Origin of the sequence: Methylocaldum szegediense, assembly GCF_949769195.1 — a bacterium.
Taxonomy (GTDB): Bacteria; Pseudomonadota; Gammaproteobacteria; order Methylococcales; family Methylococcaceae; genus Methylocaldum; species Methylocaldum szegediense.
Genome location: NZ_OX458333.1, coordinates 1,224,127 through 1,245,569 on the forward strand (window position 1 = coordinate 1,224,127; position 21,443 = coordinate 1,245,569).

15 protein-coding genes and 1 riboswitch are annotated in these 21,443 nt (G+C 54.3%); of the genes, 14 read left to right on the forward strand and 1 reads right to left on the reverse strand.

The genetic code is table 11. The annotated features are described in order from the left end of the window. The first annotated feature begins 9 nt into the window (after positions 1–9). Positions 10–98, forward strand: a riboswitch (cyclic di-GMP riboswitch). Positions 99–213: 115 nt separating this feature from the next. The 14 genes from QEN43_RS05145 (at position 214) to QEN43_RS05210 (ending at position 19,255) form a co-directional block, all read left to right on the forward strand. Continuing rightward, complete coding sequence (locus tag QEN43_RS05145; protein WP_317963771.1) at positions 214–1,116, forward strand: hypothetical protein; 903 nt, start codon at positions 214–216, stop codon at positions 1,114–1,116. Positions 1,117–1,483: 367 nt separating this feature from the next. Next, a complete protein-coding gene (locus QEN43_RS05150; protein WP_317963772.1) occupies positions 1,484–3,664 on the forward strand; it encodes a hypothetical protein in 2,181 nt (726 codons plus the stop codon). Between the two features lie 444 nt (positions 3,665–4,108). Further along, positions 4,109–5,200, forward strand: coding sequence for a GDP-mannose 4,6-dehydratase (gene gmd, locus QEN43_RS05155; RefSeq protein ID WP_026608975.1), 1,092 nt, complete (start codon positions 4,109–4,111; stop codon positions 5,198–5,200). After that, positions 5,193–6,134, forward strand: a complete 942-nt coding sequence (gene fcl, locus QEN43_RS05160) for a GDP-L-fucose synthase (RefSeq protein ID WP_317963773.1) — start codon at positions 5,193–5,195, stop codon at positions 6,132–6,134. The genes gmd and fcl overlap by 8 nt, the downstream gene beginning before the upstream one ends. A 217-nt stretch (positions 6,135–6,351) precedes the next feature. Further along, positions 6,352–7,668: a lipid II flippase MurJ gene (locus QEN43_RS05165; RefSeq protein WP_317963774.1), complete on the forward strand. Its 1,317-nt coding sequence runs from the start codon at positions 6,352–6,354 to the stop codon at positions 7,666–7,668. Continuing rightward, a complete protein-coding gene (locus QEN43_RS05170; protein ID WP_317963775.1) occupies positions 7,634–8,908 on the forward strand; it encodes an O-antigen ligase family protein in 1,275 nt (424 codons plus the stop codon). Before QEN43_RS05165 ends, QEN43_RS05170 begins: the two co-directional genes overlap by 35 nt. Before the next feature lie 382 nt (positions 8,909–9,290). Next, positions 9,291–10,070, forward strand: coding sequence for an ATP-grasp fold amidoligase family protein (locus tag QEN43_RS05175; protein ID WP_317963776.1), 780 nt, complete (start codon positions 9,291–9,293; stop codon positions 10,068–10,070). A 6-nt stretch (positions 10,071–10,076) separates the two neighbouring features. Further along, positions 10,077–10,931, forward strand: a complete 855-nt coding sequence (locus tag QEN43_RS05180; RefSeq protein WP_317963777.1) for a hypothetical protein — start codon at positions 10,077–10,079, stop codon at positions 10,929–10,931. A gap of 187 nt (positions 10,932–11,118) precedes the next feature. Then, positions 11,119–12,282, forward strand: a complete 1,164-nt coding sequence (locus QEN43_RS05185) for a glycosyltransferase family 4 protein (protein ID WP_317963778.1) — start codon at positions 11,119–11,121, stop codon at positions 12,280–12,282. Positions 12,283–12,442: 160 nt separating this feature from the next. Next, positions 12,443–13,585: a glycosyltransferase gene (locus tag QEN43_RS05190; protein WP_317963779.1), complete on the forward strand. Its 1,143-nt coding sequence runs from the start codon at positions 12,443–12,445 to the stop codon at positions 13,583–13,585. A 309-nt stretch (positions 13,586–13,894) separates the two neighbouring features. Next, the gene (locus QEN43_RS05195; protein WP_202901065.1) at positions 13,895–14,224 is read left to right on the forward strand and encodes a putative colanic acid biosynthesis acetyltransferase; all 330 of its coding nucleotides are present in this window, start codon (positions 13,895–13,897) and stop codon (positions 14,222–14,224) included. Positions 14,225–14,373: 149 nt separating this feature from the next. Next, positions 14,374–15,642 carry a glycosyltransferase family 4 protein gene (locus tag QEN43_RS05200; RefSeq protein ID WP_051331392.1) on the forward strand — a complete coding sequence of 423 codons (1,269 nt, stop codon included), beginning with the start codon at positions 14,374–14,376 and terminating at the stop codon, positions 15,640–15,642. A 366-nt stretch (positions 15,643–16,008) separates the two neighbouring features. Continuing rightward, positions 16,009–17,589, forward strand: coding sequence for a VPLPA-CTERM-specific exosortase XrtD (gene xrtD / locus QEN43_RS05205; protein WP_051331393.1), 1,581 nt, complete (start codon positions 16,009–16,011; stop codon positions 17,587–17,589). 43 nt (positions 17,590–17,632) lie between these two features. After that, positions 17,633–19,255 carry an MraY family glycosyltransferase gene (locus QEN43_RS05210; protein ID WP_317963780.1) on the forward strand — a complete coding sequence of 541 codons (1,623 nt, stop codon included), beginning with the start codon at positions 17,633–17,635 and terminating at the stop codon, positions 19,253–19,255. A gap of 174 nt (positions 19,256–19,429) precedes the next feature. On the opposite strand, the gene QEN43_RS05215 is transcribed toward QEN43_RS05210, so the two are convergent. Beyond that, positions 19,430–21,442 (reverse strand): CHAT domain-containing protein, encoded by a 2,013-nt coding sequence (locus QEN43_RS05215; protein ID WP_317963781.1) that lies wholly within the window; start codon positions 21,440–21,442, stop codon positions 19,430–19,432. Position 21,443 lies beyond the last annotated feature (1 nt).

Here is a 21,443-nt window from a genome sequence, read left to right on the forward strand (position 1 = left end):
TTATGGGTCCGTTCCAATCGCCACACCCGCCGCGAGGCGGGGTCGGAAAGCTTCGGGTCTCGACGCCGAGAAGCGTTCGAGATGGCCGGGCCGCCTCCCGTGTGATGGGGAGGACTGCGGCGCAGCTCCATTGGCACGGTGAGGCGCCGCGGACATCACTGTTAACGAGTGTTTCGGACGAGACCACTAACAGTGACGGGGACGAATCATAATATGAAAACCACCGTAACAGTACTGGCCTTGATAGGCGCAGTAGGTGGCGCAGTGTCGACTACTTCGGCGCACGCTCACGCCACGTTCAATATCGCGGGTTACGGCGACGGCGCAGCCGGCAGCATCAACGGCAACGATGGTACGCCCGGTACTGATGCCGGCGGGGTCTGGACGAACGGAGGCGTCGGTTATACCGGAGCGCTGCCGGTCATGTGGTACGCCGGAATGCACAGTGCGACCAGCACTCGCACCATCGAAACCGGTACACCGACGTCAGCCAACGGCAACAGCCTACAGCGGCAGATCGCCGATTTTAACGCGAGTAACGATTCGGACCTCCCTACGGACCGAATGCTCCGGGTCGGGGGTTCGTCCTGGTCCGATCCGGCCAACGGCGGACAAGGTTGGGGACATGGTTTGGATTTCGGGCTGATCCATTGGTCCTGCGGCGGAAGTGTGCAGGGCTGTCTCGATGCCGGCATCTCAGGCTTTAAGCTCACTTTGGCAGACGACCTCGCTGATGGCGGCGCTAATCTCAAGCTTGGCTACGCGCTTTACGGCGGTTGGGATAGAGGATCCGAGGCGTTCAGGCATGACACCTTTGTCACCTCGCCGGTCCCGGTAAGCAATCCACTCGGCTCCAACGATCTCACCCTCATTGGTTGGGGGGTGGCATCTGCGGTCGGGGAAACCCTGTCGCAGACATTCGACCTCAATACCCACCACGGCGGCGAGTACACCGTCATCATCGGCGCTTTGGGGGGCGTAGACGGCAACTATCAGCTGACCATAGAACCAGTGGTTCAGCCGGTTCCGATTCCGGCCGCCGTTTGGCTCTTCGGTAGCGCCTTGGTAGGCGTAGTCACTATCGGGTGGCGCGCGCCACGACCGACCGCGACATAGTTGGACGCGCGGAGCTTGAACTCGCCCAGGCGGAACGGCTCCCCGGGCGTACCTGAGCAATTTCTCCGAGGACCAGTCGAAATGCCCCGTTTCATCAGACCACGAGCTGCACTAGTCCAGGGCGGCACAGGCGGCATTTTCGGGCGTTGGCGTTTTTGCCGGGTGTTGCAGCCGTACTTGAACGAAAAACACGAGCGTAACGACAGGATCGTCGAATGCCGGTGGAGTCGGATACCGATACGTCCTTGCGACAGACGCAGCATTACCACCGCATGGGGCCTGGCGGTTGGTGTATCCACCGCCGCGTGGTCGGCATAGCCGTCCGGCAGCTACGCTCGCCCTTAAGATCCGATCCTGGTACAAGTCCGTGAAGAACAAAAAAATTCTTTTCCCGATTGTTTTGGCGCTTCTCGTTGGAAGTGCGATTCCCTATCTCCCGATTACTGGTAGCGACGATTCGGAACCGGCGTGGGCGACCGGCCACGGTGATATCGAAACCCTGAAGCGGATATATGACCGCTGGAAAGCGAACTATGAGGCTAGCGGTGGCGACCGAATCCTGACGATCCCACTGGCCTATTCGAAGGCTCTTTCCGGTGAATTCAGCCGGGCAAGAGGTCGGATGCGGCTAGACCTTTTCGATGGCTGGCTGACCGTCGAAGTCAAAGGGCTCGACGCCGGAGACTACGCGGTCTGGTTGATCGACAACAAGACCGGATGGCCCCGAGCGACGGCAAAAGACAAAGGGAACAACCAGCTGAACCTGGGACAACTTGAGCTAGCCGCCGACGGAAAGCGAGTCTTAAAGACTCGACTCGATGGTCTCGGCATGAGCGGATTCACCCTCGACCTGGTTGCAATTACAAGAGGGGATCGCGAACCCGAAAAAGGCGGTGTGCTGTACGGCACCCCCAGCTTCATGCAACGGCTTTATTACGGGGACAAACCGTGGACTGTGACCCGTGTGGGTAACGTGTCGGAGATTCAGCTGGCTAACGCGGCGAAACCATTCGAATTCCTGCTGCCTAAGATCGCTCATGCCCGCGTAAACGGAATCGATCAAGCCCTCGGAAATAAGACCAAAAAGAAGAAAGAGAGCGATCTGGATGCGGTCCTCGGCGCGCAGATAGCCCGCGGTCGAGAGATTTTCGTGAACGAAACCTTCCGCGGTAACGGACGCACCTGTGCCACCTGTCACCGCCCGGACAACAATCACACGATCGATCCCAAATACATTCTCAAGCTTCCGAAGACGGACCCTCTGTTCGTGGCCGAATACAACCCGGCACTAAGGAACTTGGAGAAACCGGAACTGCTCCGCCAGTTCGGTCTGGTGCTGAGCAATGTGGATGGCTTCGACCGGCCCGGCGTGATGCGCGGTGTGCCTCACACATTGGCGCTGGCGACCTCCATCGGAACCGAGCTTCTGGAAGACGGCGGCGAATTCGCGGAGGACGCGCAATTTGCCAACGCAGTTGGCTGGTCTGGAGACGGCGCACCGGGAGACGGTTCGCTGCGGCTATTTACACAGGGTGCCATCGCCCAGCACATGACCCGGACGCTGAAGCGGGTTCCAGGGGTGGATTTCCGGCTCGCAACCGACGAGGAATTGGACGCGTTGGAGGCCTACCTGTTGTCCCTGGGCCGTAGCGAGGACCTTGTGTTGGCCGATCTGAAGTTTACGTCCCCGCTGGTGGAGCGAGGAAAGCAGTTGTTCGACACCAAGGAGAATCCTGTCGACGCCAACGGCAAACCCATTTTCGGTCAGACCGCCAACTGCAATGGCTGCCATGAAAACGCCGGTGCTAACAGTTCGACGACCAAGAAAAATCCCACCCGTGACACCGGCGTGGAGAATATGCGCGATCAGCCTGCGCGTCTGGTTGACGCGAGCGTTCCCTACGATGGCGGATTTGGCAAGGAGGCGCACCACGCGAGAACAGATTGCGGCCCGGATTATGACCAGCCTTGCTACGGAGACGGGAGGTTCAACACGCCGTCGTTGATCGAAGCGGCCGATACGGCGCCGTTTTTCCACAACAACAGCGTCAGCACCATCGAGGAAGCGGTGGCTTATTACACCACCGATGCTTTCAATCTCTCGCCGGGGTCGTTGACTTCGTCTGGCAAGAACCGGCAGGTCAAGCTCGATTCTTCGCAGGTCGTGGCCGTAGCGATGTTCCTTCGCACTCTCAACGCGCTGGAAAACATACGGAGTTCCAATCGACTGGATCAGCAAGCGCTGGCATTGGGGGATAAAAACGCGACAGAGGTCATTCGGCTGGCCGCAGCCGATACCAAGGATGCCATCGAAGTTCTGACGGAGGGCGTTCTGATCGTATATCCCGAAGCCGTGAATTACCTCCGTCAGGCATTGAAGCTTGAGAGGAAGGCCGCCTCCGGACGTGCCTGGGGTCAACGCAACGAACTGTTAGCTAGAGCGATCCAGCTAAAGGAAAAAGCGCGCGACTCGATGGTTACCCGGCCAGAGGAAGGCATCTCTGTGGCAGCGGCGGGCCACGCGCCCTCTCGGGAGCGGAAGAAGTAGGGTACGAGCACGTGTGTTCGGCACACCGTTCCAATATTAGCAAGGAGTAGGGCGCGATGGTTGTAGGCCGGTGCGTTCTGCATCCTGCATGTGAGGGATCCTGGCACGAGACGGACACAGTTCTTTGTCTGTGGCCGTCATCCCTGGATTTTGTTTGGGGCTGTGCGTTGCTCACCCCATCCCTGGGGTTCGCCCCATGGGCCCGCCTGTGGCGGTCCAAAACCGTTCCCGACGGTTTTGTGCTCACCCCATCCCTGGGGTTCGCCCTACGGGCCCGCCTATGGCGGTCCAAAACTGCGCTCGACCGGTTTTACCTATCCAAGGTTCTGCCCGTGTGGCGGCTTGGCGACAGAGTTTGGAGCAGGTGGGCCGAATGTTCTTTCTTGAGATAGGCAGGTAAGGAAAACGTTTAATCACAGCCTCTAAGCGGCGAAGGAAAGGTTGATCGTGAAAAAAGTAGCGTTAATCACTGGCACAACCGGGCAGGACGGGGCGTATTTGGCGGAGTTTCTGCTGGAGAAGGGCTATGAGGTGCACGGCCTCAAGCGCCGGGCCTCGCTGTTCAACACGGACCGTATCGACCACCTATACCAGGACCCGCATGTCGAAGGCCGTTCCTTCATACTCCACTACGGCGATCTGACCGATGCGACCAACCTGATCCGCGTGGTACAGCAGGTCCAGCCTGACGAGATCTACAACCTCGGCGCGCAGAGCCATGTGCAAGTCTCGTTCGAAACCCCGCTGTATACCGCAGATACGGATGCACTCGGCACGCTGCGGTTATTAGAAGCGATCCGCATTCTCGGATTGGCGGAGAAGACTCGGTTTTACCAAGCTTCCACTTCGGAACTGTACGGCAAAGTCCAGGAAATCCCGCAGACTGAAACCACACCGTTCTACCCGCGCTCACCGTACGCTGCGGCGAAACTCTACGCCTACTGGATCACCGTCAACTATCGCGAGGCTTATGGCCTGTATGCGTGCAACGGAATCCTGTTCAACCACGAGTCGCCTCTGCGCGGAGAGACTTTCGTCAGCCGAAAGATCACCCGGGGATTGTGCCGAATCAAGCTCGGCCTGCAGGACCGCCTGTATCTTGGCAACCTGGACGCGAAACGCGACTGGGGCCATGCCAGGGACTATGTCGAAATGCAATGGCTTATGCTGCAACAGGAGGCTCCGGACGACTATGTCATCGCGACAGGCGTTCAGTACAGCGTGCGCGACTTCGTGACGCTCGCCGCAGCAGAACTCGGAATTGATTTGGTATGGAAGGGAAGCGGGTTAGGCGAACGAGGCATCGACGCCGCGACCGGCCGAACCCTGGTGGCAGTCGATCCGCGGTATTTCCGGCCGACGGAAGTCGACACCCTGCTCGGTGATCCGAGCAAGGCACGGGAGAAGCTTGGCTGGAAACCTCGTATCAGCTTCGAGAATCTGGTCAAGGAAATGGTCCGAGAAGATCTGAAGGAAGCGGAACGCGATGCCTTGTGTCATAAAGCCGGTTACCGGGTGTTGGGGTACCATGAATAAACACGCCAAGATCTATGTTGCGGGGCACCGCGGGTTAGTCGGCTCGGCCTTGGTTCGGGCCTTAACCACCAAGGGCTATTCCAGGCTTGTCACCCGCACTCGGCAGGAACTCGATCTCACCGAGCAAGCCGCCGTTGAGCACTTCTTCAAAACGGAACGGCCGGACGTCGTGATCGACGCAGCCGCCAGAGTGGGCGGTATTCACGCGAACAGTGCTTATCCGGCGGAATTCATTCGCGACAACCTGTCGATGCAAACCCATCTCGTCGACAGTGCTTACCGAAGCGGTGTCAAGAAGTTCGTTTTTCTCGGCTCGTCCTGCATTTACCCCAAACACGCGCCGCAGCCCCTAAAGGAAGACTATCTGCTCACCGGCCCTTTGGAGCCGACCAACGAATGGTATGCGGTGGCCAAGATCGCAGGTATCAAGCTGTGTCAGGCCTACCGGCGGCAATACGGATTCGACGCTATTTCCCTGATGCCGACCAATCTCTACGGATCGGGCGACAACTTCAGCCTGGAAAACTCACACGTGCTGCCGGCACTCATCCGAAAATTCCACGAGGCCAAGTGGGCGGGAGCGAAATCGGTGACCGTTTGGGGCACAGGCACTCCGCGCCGGGAATTTCTGCACGTGGACGACCTCGCGGAGGCGGTGGTGTTTCTGATGGAAAACTACTCGGCGGAGGACATCATCAATGTCGGAGTCGGGGAGGACATCAGTATTCGCGAACTGGCGGAGACCATTCGGGAAATCGTGGGTTTCGAAGGCGACTTGGTATTTGACCCGGAAAAACCGGACGGAACACCTCGGAAGCTGTTAGACGTTTCGAAGCTCCACTCGCTAGGCTGGCGGGCGCGTATACCGTTGAGACAGGGAATCGAAGAAACGTATCGCTGGTTCTTGGCACATCAAAACGAGTTTCGGAGATAGAAGCGCAAGGTAAGTCGAATCTGCTTGACGCGAAGGCACACCGCCGGACCGGGCGTAAAGGAGACAACCGCGGTTTTGTGTACTTACCGATGCATACTTAGGAAGCAACTGACGACATGACTTCGAATTTTCCGCGCGCTGAACATTCTTCGCGTCCGAGTCTATCCGGGGATTCCCGAGGAATCAGGGACCGTATCTCCACCTGCGGGAATGCCGGATGATCAAGAAGATATTTTCACTGGCGCGCTATTCGTTTCTCACGGGTGTCGGCATATTGCTGGGCTTCGTGCGGGAATTGGTGGTCTCGTCCCATTTCGGTCTCAGCAAGGAACTCGACGTCTACATCGCGATGGGAGGCTTCTTTCTGTTTTTAGGGCCGCAGGTCGGAAATGCCCTGGAAATGGTGTTTATCTCGAAGACGGCTCAGCTCGACACTGCTGCAAAACTCACGCAACGCTTGATGCAGGGTCTGAGGGTGATGCTCGTGGTGGACGTGGCTGTGGTGGGCATCCTCCTCAGCACAGCGAGCTATCTGGTTGCCTGGATTTTTCCTGGTTTCTCGGAAGAGCAACGCGAACTGGGAGTGGCATTTGTGGCCCATTTATGTTTGGCCATCGTGTTCGCAAACCTAGCAGGGCTGATTCGGGCTAGCCTGAACATCATGCGTCGTTTTAGCCCTGGTTTGATTGCCGGTTCCATCGTTTCTGTATTCAGCATTGCGACAGTGGTTGTTTACGGTGATCGCTATGGTGTACGAGCACTGTTGTACGGGTTCATATGCGGCCATGCCGCGGTGCTCGTTTTGAACACGGTGATGTTCTTACGCTTTGCTGATTTCAGCTACCGGGGTAATAAGGAACAGCGTTCGAGATTACCTTCGTTTTGGGGACCTGTTTTTCTGGTGCTACTGCTCGAGGCGTTTTTCCAGGCACGTAGCATGACTGAGCGAGGGTTTGCTTCCACTCTTGAAACCGGCACCGTATCGGCTTTTTTCTATGCCTCGACGCTGATTACTCTTCCTGTGTCCTTGGTTGTCACGCCGTTATCGACGGTGCTGTATCCGCGTTTGGCGGAAGCGTTCGCTGAGGATCGTCGACGTGGTTACAGTATGCTCAAGCGTTACGGCGGAGGACTGTTCGTCTTCGCCGTCATTATCGCGCTGATTATTTCAGTAGCGTCCGAAGAAATCGTCAAAGTGGTTTTTCTGCGCGGTCGTTTTACTCCGGATGATGCTTCTAGGACCGCACATATTCTTTCAATTGTCAGCCTTAATTTGCCTTTGCTGAGCGTAACGCGATTAATTCGCTACTCGCTGTACTCAATGTCGAACTATACGGCTCCCTGTGTTGCCCAGGTTATCGGCTGGTTGATGATGGCGTCGGCCGGAATGGTGCTGCTACCGAGATACGGTATAGACGGACTGGCGTACTCGTCTGTATTGGCTTGTGGGTCAGTCGGTTTGGCCTTGTTCGCGTCCTTACATTTGAGTTTCCTGAAGTATGACGGTCGTCAACGCGTTGTCGAAACAGCCTGATAGGCCACGGTCGTGGGTCAGCATCATTTTCGGGCTATGGTGCGGCACACTGTATTCCGTAGTGATCGGGAGCAAGCTGTTGCTTCCCGGTGAGGGTGAGAGCACATCTCAGATTGCCGCGCTGGTCGCCGCTATTGTTTGGCCTCTAGGTTACTTCTTATTCAGTCGTAATCGTTCAGTGGCGGCGAGAATTCGTGGTGACTTTCTGGCGGCGCTCTATGTGTTCTCATTATTTTGTTTATTGTCATGTTTCAATAGCCCGATTGCCTTGAAATCAATTGCGTATACCGGACTCACGCTCGTCGGTGTTTGGATCGCCGTTCAATTCATTTTCCGCATGGAGGCGAGACAGTTTGAAACGGGCCTGAAAATCTATGCCCTAATCAATATTCCGGTCCTAGTAAGTTTTGCCGCCTACGACTACGTACCAGGCGTTCGACTGGGCCTGGGCAAAGACATTCTCAATCCGAACGCCATTGCTATGGTTTCCTTTTCCGCTGCGCTGTCCACAATGGCTTTTCGCAACTGGTTGACACGTTATGCATTAATGGCACCTGTGTTCGTAATACTCTACCTAACAGGTTCACGTGCTTCTACAGTTGCTACGTTGATCGGCTTGTCGATCATTGCTTACGAGCGCACGCGATTGAGTACTTGGAAGACAAAGGTTTTCATGTTTTTAACTCTATCGGTGGCACTATCCGCCATTTTGTTTAATTGGGAGACGGTATGGTCGTCGGTAAAGGATTTCTTACAACTGGAAAGCCGCGATCGAGGGTTCGAGTCGGGCGCTTCAGGACGGACGGTAGTGTGGAACGCAACTTGGGAGCTTTTTTGGGATAACCCTGTTCTAGGAATTGGCTTTCGTGCCCACGAAGTTTTGCTGGGCATTTCTTCTCACAACGGCTATCTCGCGATGCTGGCAGAAATAGGTCTTATAGGTTTCGTCGCCGTGATCTATATCATTTTGATTGGCGTTTTTCTACTCTGGCGGAAAGTACGTCACACGGAGTTAACTTTCAGTCATAGCATATTGTTCGGACTAAGCTGTGGCTACCTATTTCTCGCGATGTTCGAAAGGTTCTTGATCAATGTAGGTAATCCAACCTCTCTGTTATTCCTCATTGCTACACTGATGTCTGCAAAGGTAACGTCCAGACAACGTATCTCTCTGGTGAGGCATGCGAATGTTTCTATTAGGCAACCTGGATTAAAAGGGTTGAAATATACGAGCATGTAATGAATCAAGACCGAAGCCATTATTGCGATCGATAAAACTGCGCGATTAACCTGAATAAGATAACGAGCGAATCTGCTTATCTAAAAATCGTATCGCCTTCCGGAATTTACGTCTAATACCTTTGTATCCTCTACCGTCACAGCACTTACTTCGTTTTCTCGTTCATTTGTGAATTGGGCAACTAGTTGCGTGTATACGACAAGGAGAATGTGTTGAAATAAGGCGATAAAAATTTCATTATTTAAAGAAGGAGTCAATATCGTCTAGGGCAGTTTTCCGGAGATATTTTTCTTATTTCTTTTCTAGGCGGATTGAAGTGAAAAATTTAACTTTCAGAAGTGTTCTTGTTTCACTACTTTCGCGCAACTACCCAAGGACATATATGACGATTAGTTATATTTATAATAGAAGAAGGGTGCCAAGCTTCACTCGCCCGAAAGACCTTAGCGAAAAAATCATCGCGCGCATGTTGAGCCGGGAGATGGAGCAATATTCTCATCTTGCAGACAAATATAAGGTTCGAAAGTTCGTCGAGGAAAAGGGATTAGGACACCTTTTGCCTAAGTTATTTGGAGTTTGGACTGATCCAAGTGAAATAGACTTTAATATGTTGCCAGATAAATTTGTTCTAAAAACCAATAATGGCTGCGGATACAATATCTTTTGCTTGGATAAAAATAAACTAGATGTAACGGCAGCCTGCTCGCAATTGAGAAAATGGCTTCGCTCAGATTACAATCACGTCGAAACACATTATAAACTTATCGAGCCGCGTATCATATGCGAGGAGTTTATTCCGGGTGATCGGGCGGTTTTCCCCGTCGATTATAAATTTATGTGTTTTCATGGCGAGCCCCATTGTATTTTGGTGTGTACAAATAGGGCGGAGAATGTGAAGCTAACAACAATGGATCTTGAATGGACGAGGCTTGATTATCTGACGTCAGCCTATACGCATGATACGGTGATTGAAAAGCCTCGTAATCTCGAATCTATGATAGCGTATGCATCAAGGTTATCCGAGGGCCTAGACTTCGTTAGAGTCGACCTATACGACGTTGGTGAAAAAGTATATTTCGGTGAATTAACATTTACCCCACAAAAAGGGATTATGAGTTATTTTTCAAATCGAGCAATAAGAATTATGGGTGGGCTTATGTAATTAGGTATGGCGAAAAGAATTGTTATGGGGAGGACTGTCAAGAGCTATGTCGTATTTCTTTTGCTTGTTATATATGGCATTTTAAATTCGAAAACGTCCTGCGCGGAGTTCGAAGTATTTGATGCTACTCTTTATTTAGGTAAACCGAAATATCTTGCTCCCGGGATTAAGCCAATTCGAGTGGTTTATAGAAGTGAGATATGGGAGCAGCGGGATCCAGGGGAGCTTCCAGATCCTGCGATGATAAAAAAAATCATGGAGCGGATGAGCGATAAGGATGTGCCTATTGTAATTGATATTGAACACTGGCCGTTAACGGGAAAGAATGATAGGGGGGTTCAGGAGAATCTTGGTAAGTATAAAAAAATAGTTTCTTGGTTCAGAGAGTTTGCGCCGCAGGCGAAAATCGGCTTTTATGGACGTGTTCCGATTGGGGATTACTGGCGCGCTATAGATGGAAGAAGAAAGGGCGAGTTTGAACAATGGAAGGCGGAGAATACACGTGCCCAATCTCTCGCAGACGCCGTCGACGCTCTTTATCCATCACTCTATACGTTCTATAGGGATCGAGAAGGGTGGGTGAGGTATGCAAAGGCACAAATTGCTGAGGCCCGCAGGCTCGCAAAAGGAAAGCCAGTTTATGTGTTTCTTTGGCCGCAATATCACGAATCGAATCGTATTTTAGGATTGAAGTATATTGCTCCAGACTATTGGAAACTCCAACTAGAAACAGCAAGACAGTATGCAGATGGGGTAGTGATTTGGGGAGGGTATAAGCAGAAGTGGGATTGGAACGCGAAGTGGTATGTCGTAACAAAACAGTTTGTGGAGAATTTGCGGGCCACGGAGAAATCTCGATAAGGGATGGTTGGGTGGGCTGGATGCTGAGCTTAGGTTGAGGGAATCGGCAGTGGTTTTGATTTGCGAGGGGGAACGTGAGAGGTCGGTTTCGATTCGTCCAGATGGCGAGCGTCCGAGTTTGCTACGAGTGCAGTGTAAAAGACGGGGCAAGCTGGGAGAACGTCTGTGTCGCCCGGGGAGGTCGGTGATGCGTGTCGCGATTTGTCAGCCTCGCGTTGCGAAGTATCGAGTTCCCGTTTTTGAGCGCCTGGGTGGAATCCCTGGCATCGAGCTTAGTGTGTTCGCCGGGAAAAGTTCAAATGTACTTGAAGGCGTCGAGTCGGGAGCGAATTTTCGCTTCGTGCCGGCGCCTGTCATCAACCGAAGGATGGGCCCGGTTGAATACCGATACCAGGCCGCTCAAATACAAGTCGTGAAATCCGGTCGTTTTGACGCCGTGATACTGCCCTGGGATTCTCATTATTTGTCGCTGGGGCCGGCGATCTTTGCGGGTCGATTATGCGGGGTTCCGGTTTTGCTCTGGGGACACGGTTATTCCAAGAAGGGAATGGGGTTTCGTGACAGCCTGCGCAATTTTTATGGCAAGCGCGCCAACGCGGTACTGCTTTATTCTCAGACGGTTGCCCAGCGACTGGTACGAGAGAGTCGATTTCAAGGGGAGCGTGTTTTCGTGGCTCAGAATGCCATTGACCAAGCTCCAATTCAGGCAGCAAGGGATACATGGAGTAGGGAAACGGCACGCTTAGCATCGTTTCGTCGGGAACACGAATTAGACCCACAGTTTACCGTGGCATTCGTGTCACGCTTGCTTCCGGACAATCGAATTGAACTCTTGGTCGAGGCTTTTGCGTTGGTTCGCCGGGAACAGCCGAACGCCAAGCTGGTGATTATAGGAGACGGACCCTGTCGTCGTGACCTCGAGTCATTGGCACTTCGGCTTCATCTCGGCAATTCCGTTATCTTTGCCGGAGCAATCTTCGATGAAAACAATATTGCACCCTGGCTCCTGAGCTCGACGGTATTTGTCTATCCCAGGAATATCGGCCTGAGCTTAATGCATGCTTTCGGTTACGGTCTACCCGTAATCACCAGCGATAATCTCGCTTCCCACAACCCAGAAATAGAGGCGCTTGTAGCTGGCGAAAATGGCCTTTTATACGAGGACGGCAATGTCGAAGATATGGCTCGAAAAATTTTGACCGTCTTCAGAAATCCCAATCTAAGAGCCTCTATGGCTGAGAAAGCTCTGCGCCAAGTGCATGAGGTTTATACAGTGGAACGCATGGTCGACGGTTTTCTGGAAATTCTCGATTTCGCAAAGCATTGTCGAAAAAAAAAGAATGAAATATGAGGACTCGGTCGAGACGTCTGAGGTTTTCTGCACGCTTTTCAAAAAATCGCGGCAGCCACATAAGACCGGAGCTAAGAAACGACTCGGTGACGGTGGATTTATGGAATTGGCCGAGTAAAGAGTGGAGAAACGCGGCCCAAAATTAAACGAATATTTCAATATGAAAATAATTCAAGTTGTATCCGGAATCGATAATCTGGCTGCGGGCCCTTCGTATACCGTACCGCGACTATGCGAGATTTTGGGTGAAAAGAATTGCCATGTAGAGCTTCATACCCTCGAACCGTTACCTAAATCGCTCGGTACAGCCGGTTACGAGATTCAGGCGTATCGAAGAACGAGGTTACCAATCATGGGTCGATTCGGCTTATCGCCTGCGATGGTATCAGGTTTGACGCGGGCGGCAGGATCGGCAGATATCGTTCACAACCATGGCTTGTGGCTTTTGCCCAATCTGTACGCTTACCAGGTGGCCCGCAATAAGCGGATCCGTTTTGTGGTTTCTCCTCGCGGGATGCTGTCGTCATGGGCACTAGCGCACTCGAAATGGAAAAAGCGCTTGGTATGGCACTGGAAGCAACAACGGGCGCTGGGAGCAGCGGCATGTTTTCACGCTACGGCGGAAAGCGAGCTGGAGGATATTCGTCGCTTGGGTTTTTCAGCTCCCGTAGCGGTAATACCTAACGGCGTAGACGTGCCCAAAGCTCAGCGGAAGCCTTCGCAAGGCTTGCGAAGATTACTGTTCCTCGCCCGAATCCATAAGAAAAAAGGCGTGGACATTTTGCTCAACGCGTGGCGCCGCCTGGAAGAGCGTCATCCACACTGGGAATTGACCATAGCCGGTCCTGACGACGGGGGCTACTTAGACGGCATGAAACAATTGGCGGCTGCTCTTCAGCTCAGGAGAGTCGAATTCACCGGACCGGTGTACGGTGAGCAGAAGAGCAGCTTGCTACAGTCGTCGGATCTCTATGTGTTACCGACGCACTCCGAAAATTTCGGAATGACCGTTGCGGAGGCATTGGCCCACGGGGTTCCTGCGGTCGTTACTAAGGGCGCGCCCTGGCAGGGACTCGAAGACCACCGGTGCGGCTGGTGGATCGATTTGAGCGTGGATTCTCTTGCCGCCTGCCTCGACCAGGCGATGAGGAAAGGCGATCGGGAGCTTCGCGCTATGGGTGAGCGCGGGCGAACTTGGATGCTGCGGCAATATTCGTGGTCGTCCGTTGCCGAGAAAATGGAGCGTACCTATGCGTGGCTAGTCTACGGAGGGGACCGACCCGCGTGGGTAAGTTGTACATAAAAGCATGGCGCTCAGACTCGGTTAACTCGAACCTTCCGTGTATTCGTACTCATTGCAACCAGTCACTTTCCAGCGGCACCGTTCATTATGTCGAGCTCTGTTGTTTTTGTTCGCCGTTCTAGCCCCCACTCGCTGAAAAATCGCGCGTTACGAGCGCTATGGGGTTGGGTGTGGCTGCTATTGTTCCGTCCGAGCCCCAGAACGTTCCATGCATGGCGGCGGGTCTTGCTGAGGCTGTTTGGGGCTCGTATCGGCAGAGGGGTTTACGTGTATCCCTCCGCCAAAATTTGGGCGCCGTGGAATCTCGAGATGGAGGACTACAGTTGCCTGGGAGATCACGTGGATTGCTATTGCGTGGACAAGATTCGGCTCGGTGCGTATTCCACTGTCAGTCAATATAGCTATCTATGCAGTGCCAGCCACGATTACACGCGGGTCGACTTGCCTTTGATAACCGCGCCAATATCGGTCGGAGCGGGGGCTTGGATAACCGCGGACGCCTTTGTAGGGCCGGGCGTGGTCATCGGCGAAGGTGCGATTGTCGGGGTCCGGTCTACCGTGCTGAAGGATGTCGAACCGTGGACGGTCGTTGCGGGGACCCCGGCTCGGAAAATCAAGGATCGACTGGTGCAAAAGTGATGTGTTTTACAGTCGTTGGAAGCCGGCGTTTCGGCCGCCGCGAGCGAGTTTTGCAACCGTGGCACACGCGAGTGTTTCAACCTCACGGAACCGCATTTCGCCCGTGCCGTGCAACAACAAAAGGAAAAGCGCGCGATTAGGAATGCGAAATGGCTAACCATAAGATTATTTTCGTCAATCGATACTTTTATCCCGATCATTCTGCCACCAGCCAGATGCTGAGCGATCTTGCATTCGACCTCGCGCGCGCGGGCTATTCGGTCAGTGTCGTTACGGGTCGTCAGCTTTACGACCGTCCCGATGCAGCGTTATCGGAAAACGAAAGCGTAGGTGGCGTCAAGATTTTGCGAATCTGGACCACGCGCTTCGGTCGAGGGGGATTGCTTGGGCGCGCTGTGGATTACGCGAGTTTTTATCTGTCAGCGTTTTCGATGCTGTTGCGGTTGACAGCCAGCGGCGATGTGATCGTAGCCAAGACCGACCCGCCGCTGATCTCGGTGGTCTGCGGGTTGGTCGCGCTCATACGCGGCGCCGTATCGGTGAACTGGATTCAGGATCTGTTCCCGGAAGTGGCGGCGGAACTCGATGTGAAAGCGATAGGACCGATTATTCCCTTAGCGCGCTGGCTGCGGAACTGGTCTCTGCGGAGGGCTGCATGCAATGTGGTGCTTGGGGACTTGATGGCGGAAAGACTAGCGAAAGAGAAGATCGGGATGGAAGGTATACGAGTCATTCCGAATTGGGCCGACGGCGATCAGATCAAACCCGTGGCGCCGGAAGGTAACAAACTGCGCCGCGAATGGGGGCTCGAAAATAAGTTTGTTGTCGGTTACTCCGGGAATCTCGGGCGGGCACATGAGTTCTACACCATTCTTCGGGCAGCGGAGATTCTTCGTGACCGTGACGACTGCGTCGCGTTTCTCTTTATCGGCGGCGGTGCCCAACGCGCTGCCTTGGAGCAATGGATCGACACCCATGGCCTGACGAACGTACTGTTCCGGCCGTATCAGCCGAAAGAAATGCTCGGATTGAGTTTGAGCGTTCCGGATGCGCATCTCGTTTGCCTCAAGCCTGGCCTCGAGGGACTGATCGTTCCGAGCAAGTTTTACGGCATCGCGGCAGTTGGCCGGCCCACGTTGTTCGTGGGCGATCCCCATGGCGAGATTCCGAGAGTGCTGAATACAGTGAATTGCGGGTACACCGTTTCCGCCGGAGATTCGGAGGGGTTGGTTCGGTATATAGAGGTCTTGAAGTCCAATCCGGATATTTGTCGAGCGATGGGACAGAGGGCGAGAGCTGAATTCGAGCGGCGCTTCAGTCGTGTCGGGGCCGTTGCGGCCTGGAAAGATCTACTGGAGTCTCTCGGATTTGCGGCCCCGCCCGAACATATCGGTTCAGATTTTTCGACGACTTTTTGACTCTGGGGCGATCAATTCTAAGGTATTTCGATAAACGGTTCGGCGGCCACGCTAACAGTTTTTGTTGCCGAGTGTCTCGGCTCGCTTGGTAGGGTATCGATTTTTCTCATCGGGTCGATTTTCGCCGCGAGGGATGTAACTTTCTTCTTAGCTTAAAGAGATCAAGAACTTTTTTATTACTCGTTAAATATGTTTGAGTTGCTTTCGTTCCCGCTTTTCGTTCGGGAGCCTTTATTGAAGCTCACGCCTATCGATTCACCTGCGGTTTCGGGAAGGCAAAGCTTTTCGGCGCCAACGGAAGGAGCCGTTTGCGATTGGGGAAGAAGCAAAGGCGTAATAAGCCCTCAATAGATAAGGCCGGATCTAATGATTGCAACAGACTCGAAAACTGAATTGTGGGATATTGGGCTTAAGTTTTGGGGATGGTTCGGCTTATTAATCGGGATATCGGTATTTATATTTTTTGACGGGCTTAAACTCGTCTTTGGAAATTGGACGACAAGCGAGGAGTACAGTCACGGTCTTCTGATTCCCTTCATCACCGCTTTCCTAATCTGGCAGAAAAAAAACGAGATTGCCCGGCTGCCGTTCGAGGGATCGTGGGCGGGCGTCGGTGTCGTTGCCTTGGGGGTGGGGCTTTATTTTCTGGGCGAATTGGCGACGCTCTACATCATTGTTCAGTATGCCTTCTTGGTGGTTTTGTTCGGTCTGGTGCTCGCGGTGACAGGGACCAAGATATTCAGGCAGATTTGGATACCGCTGTTCTTTTTGTTTTTCGCGATTCCTTTGCCGAATTTTCTCTATCAGGGGCTATCGAGCAAACTTCAGCTCCTTTCCTCGGCACTCGGCGTCTCGTTCATCCGCGCCTGCGATATCAGTGTTTATCTCGAAGGCAATGTTATCGACCTTGGTTCGTACAAGCTTCAGGTGGTGGAGGCCTGCAACGGACTGCGTTACCTCTTTCCCCTGATGAGTCTCGCGTTCATGTGCGCCTATTTCTTCAAGGGGGCGTTGTGGAAAAGGGCGGTGATCTTTTTATCGAGTATTCCGATCACGATTCTGATGAACAGTTTTCGCATCGGTATCATCGGCGTCATGGTCGAGTACTGGGGACAGTCGATGGCGGAAGGGTTTCTGCACGATTTCGAGGGCTGGGTGATCTTCATGGCTTGCACGGGGTTGTTGGTAGGGGAAATGTGGCTGCTGGCTCGTATCGGGCGGGAGCCGCGTCCCCTTTTGGAAGTGTTCGGTTTGGTGTTTCCGGCGCCGTCCCCCAAGGATGCACTGTTCCGGGAGCGCAGCCTTCCGCGTCAATATTGGCCGGTGCTTGGATTGTTGGTAGCGGCCTTGGCGGGTGCCCAACTCCTGCAGCATCGGGAAGAAATCGTCCCGTCCCGTGCCGAGTTCGTTGATTTCCCCATGCATCTAGCCGATTGGACAGGTCGGCGCGAGACCTTGGAGCAGCACTATATCGATGCACTCAAATTCGACGACTACATTCTGGCCAACTACGTCCGCGATGGGGGGATCCCGGTCAATTTTTACTCGGCTTACTACGCGTCCCAGCGCAAAGGCGAGTCGATACATTCTCCTCGCTCCTGCATCCCGGGCGGCGGCTGGGAGATTAAATCACTGGAGACAGTGGACGCAGACGTTCCTGGCGAGGGCGGACACCCGCTCCGAATCAACCGCCTAGTCATTCAGAAAGGCGAGGATCGTCAGTTGGTTTATTACTGGTTTCAACAGCGAGGGCGCAATTTGACCAATGAATATGCCGTGAAATGGTACCTATTCTGGGATGCACTGACGCGCAATCGTACCGACGGTGCCCTGATCAGGCTCACGACCTATCTTCCCCAAGGTGCGGATATCGCAACTGGCATCGAGCGGCTCGACGCCTTCCTGAGAGTCCTCAAGCCGCAATTGGACCGCTATATCGCGGACTAAGCGCATGGGCTCGATTTCGCCGAAAGGATATCGATAGGCTCTTATGCAACTTTTCGTGCTGTTTTTGACCACGTTGTTTTTGGCCATGGTGCTTGTGGCCGGGCTGATCAAGCTGTCGGCGCCGCTAGGCCTAGTCGACGTGCCTGATGCGCGGAAGGTTCATGCATCCACGATTCCGCGGGTGGGCGGGATCGGCATGGTGGTTGCGACGATCGTCGCGCTGCTTTTGGAGTTCGAACTCGATGCCCAGTTCCGGGAGTGTCTCCTCGGAGTGGGCATCCTTACCGTTTTCGGGCTGCTGGACGATCGTTACGACTTGAATTACAAAATCAAGTTTCTCGGACAGTTCCTGGCGGTGTTGGTGGTGGTCGTCTTCGGCGATATCGTGATCCGCCGGCTATGTTTCCAAGATTGCGGAACTTTGCCCGACGCCGTGGCTTATCCGCTGACGGTATTCTTTCTTCTCGGCGTGACAAATGCGATGAATCTAGCCGACGGTTTGGATGGACTCGCGGCAGGAATCAGCATTCTGAGTCTTGCATGTATCGCGTTTCTTGCCGACTTGGCGGAAGGCTATCAGATGGTCGGCGCGGCCGTAGCCATCGTGGGGGCAATCCTGGGCTTTCTGCGCTACAACACCCATCCCGCCATCGTGTTCATGGGAGACACGGGCAGCCAGTTTCTCGGTTTCTCGGCAGGCGTTCTCGCCGTTTTGCTCACACAGAAGGTCAACACGGCCCTGAGCGGTTCTTTGCCATTGCTGATCTTAGGATTGCCGATCATCGACACCCTGCTTGTGATGGGCCACCGGATACTTCGGGGTGTATCGCCGTTCAAGCCGGACCGCAATCACGTCCATCACAAGCTGCTGTCGTTGGGGTTCGACCATTACGAAGCGGTGTTGGCGACCTATGTGTTCCAGGCGTTGTGCATTCTGCTGGCCTATTTTCTGCGATACGAATCGGATCTCCTGATTATGGCGGTCTATCTGGCGCTGTTTGCGCTGATTGCAGTGTTTTTTCCATTGGCAAACGCATTCCATTGGCGTCTACGCAACGCCGACCTCGACCGAGTTTCATTCCTTACCCGAAAATTGAATTTGGTTTTGGAGAGAGCATGGCTCGATAAGGGAGCCTATCAGATCGTCCGCTTCGCTGTGCCTTTATTCCTGGTAATAACAGCCATGACGACGAGGATGGAGGATCCGGACGAGATTGCTGTGTTTGCGGCAGGAGTTCTCGTGTCTTGGGTAGTTTGGGTTGGCGCCCGCCTTCCCGGAGCCGGCTTCGTCGAGCGAGTGGCCGTTTATTCGAGTGTGATCATGGTGGTTTATCTTGCACAGACAGCAGGTTTTGAGCATTCGGAGGCGGCTCGCTGGTTCAATTACCTTATCATCGTGCTGGCAGTCGTCGTGGGGGTAGGCGTTCGATTCTCCGGCCGTTACTTCAGTCTGACACCCTCAGACTTCCTGGTCATGTTCGTATTGCTGGCAGCGGCTAACTTGCCGGTCTTCAATCAGATCAATTACGCTAAGATCGCGGCCCAATCTGCGATTCTTATGTACGGTATCGAATACATCCTTCGACGTGGCAACGGAACCGTATGGGCGGTACGGAGCGGAGGAATTCTCGCTCTAATTGCGCTCGCCCGTTGGGTGGTTGTGTGAGCTTGGTTTCTTCCAACGCATGACGAACGCGGTTCGATCGTGCAAACCACCAACAGGCCTTTGACTGAGCTCAGCACAGGTCCCTCACCAGCCTCACCACACACCCTGCGCAACCCATCGATGCGAGGTTGCTCGCTGGGCCACGGTTTGACGCTCTAACTCGCCCTAGGAAAATCAATTCCTTGTTGAAAGCGATCTGGAATTGTTCGTCAGCGTTGCTAAAGCAATTTGGGCCAGGTTGTTCCATTGGTCGCGTGCCCAGTAGTCGAGATAACGCCTGAACTGGCGCTGGGTCGAAAGAACCGGGAACGCATCGGCGTCGAGCAGGCGGAGCATTTCTTCGCAGTATTTCCGGATGTCCCTTTCCGCCTGGGCGGTCCGGAATCGCTGCCCCCCGTAGGCAACCCCCAGCAGCGAAAGTTCCGCGAGCGTGGCCAGTATGTAGGCGCGCTGTTCACCGGTCGCATTGCAGAGCTGCCATTCGGAGAACAGGCGGGCGGTTTCCCACCACAGGCCGTAGTCCTTCGCAAGCGAATTCCAGGTTTCAGGGGTGTCAGCGAGAATCGGCGTAGCCAACATCGAGAGATATTGAGTGATCAACCAGGGATTGTATGGTTCGACTTCCAGCGCTTCGCGATAGAGATCGCGAGAAGACTCATACGCTTTCCTGCCTTCCATCCGTTTCTCGTGAGCCGCTTCGTCATCTCCGGTATCGCTATTGGCGATGAGGAAATAGGCGATGCCGATGCGCTTTTCGCTGGCCGCAGCCATTCCGAGACGTTCTGCCTTCGTCCTGGGCAATTTCTCAGTGATGGGTTCCGCGCACCAAGCCTTAAGTTCGGTGCGGATCGAAGCGCACAAATCTTTCAATTCTTCGTCGCGCCGAACGGGATTGCGCATTGCGGAAGACTTCCGGCCATCCGCGTTGACACCGACCAGTTCGTCGATGCGGTCGAATTTTACGTCTAGCCGTCTGCGGATGCGTTCGTCGCGGAAAGCCTCCACCTGCTGCTCGAAATTCCAAGGCACAGTGGCGTAGCAGACGATGCTGGCCCAATCATGGGTGCCGGGCGAATCGGTGCGCAGCCGCTGGCGCAGATCGTAGAGCACCCAGCGCGGATCATCGCCCCTTAGGAGTCCGCTGTATATGATTTCCGCGGCGATAGAGGAGGCCCGCATCCAAAGCGGGAATTGCGAAGCGAAGACCCAGGGAATACCGGCCGCATGCAGCTCGTGGGCAATGCTACCACCGGGTGTCAGTACAGAATTGATATTGCCAGAGTCGCAGGTCGCAAGGGTGACGACACTGGGGCGAGACTTGGTATTGCCGGAGGCGTCCCGCGCCGTGAGCACGATTGCCAGGCGTTCGCCGTCGACCACATCGATTAGGTCGGGATCGGCATCGCTGCACAGCAGGACGCCGTAGCGGCGGTCTACGGCTTCGAAGAGCGGTGCACCATGGGCCAGGATGTGTACGTGCGTGTACGGAGTGGTGCTGCAAGCCTCGCGAATCTGCTCCAGACTGGCATTGGGCAGCACTGTCAGGATTTTTTTGACTTCAGCAATGCGCTCTTCGTCGGTGTCCTTGATTTTGACCCAGGGCTCGATCGCGCGCCGCAGAGCTTCCAAATGGTCTTGCGCAGGTACTTCCGGAATGTCGCCAGGCGAAGCGAATGCAAACAGGATGCGCGGCGGGCGATTCCACTCGACCGGCAGCGGCCGGCCACGCCTGACCTCACGGGTTATCACGATCGGGGTGCGCGACTGCAGAAACAAGGGTGAGCCAGAGCCAGGGAACCCATCGGGCGCGATGGCCGTTTCGAAAGGCACCATGCCCAGTTCGAATGCAGATAGCGAAAGCCGTAGGTGCACCAGTTTTCCGCCATCGCCTCGCGGATCGGAAAGTTCCGACAGTAGCGACGGAATCTGCCCGAGTACTTTGCCGATCGCCTCGCCCATTTCCCGCACTTCGGCTTCCCGCTGCGTTGGGGAAACGGTCGTTCCGTCGATTTCGTAGCGCAAGCGCTCCAGCCGATTGAGCAGTTGTCGCTGCTCGAATGGCATGTACACGGTTGTCGGACCGTCGGCCCCGCATAGCGCGAGGTACGGGGTCAGTGGTGATAGTAATTGATTGTGGGCAGGGCCTGGCCGTAGCAGCTCGAGCTTGACGTTGTGGATATCCTTCATA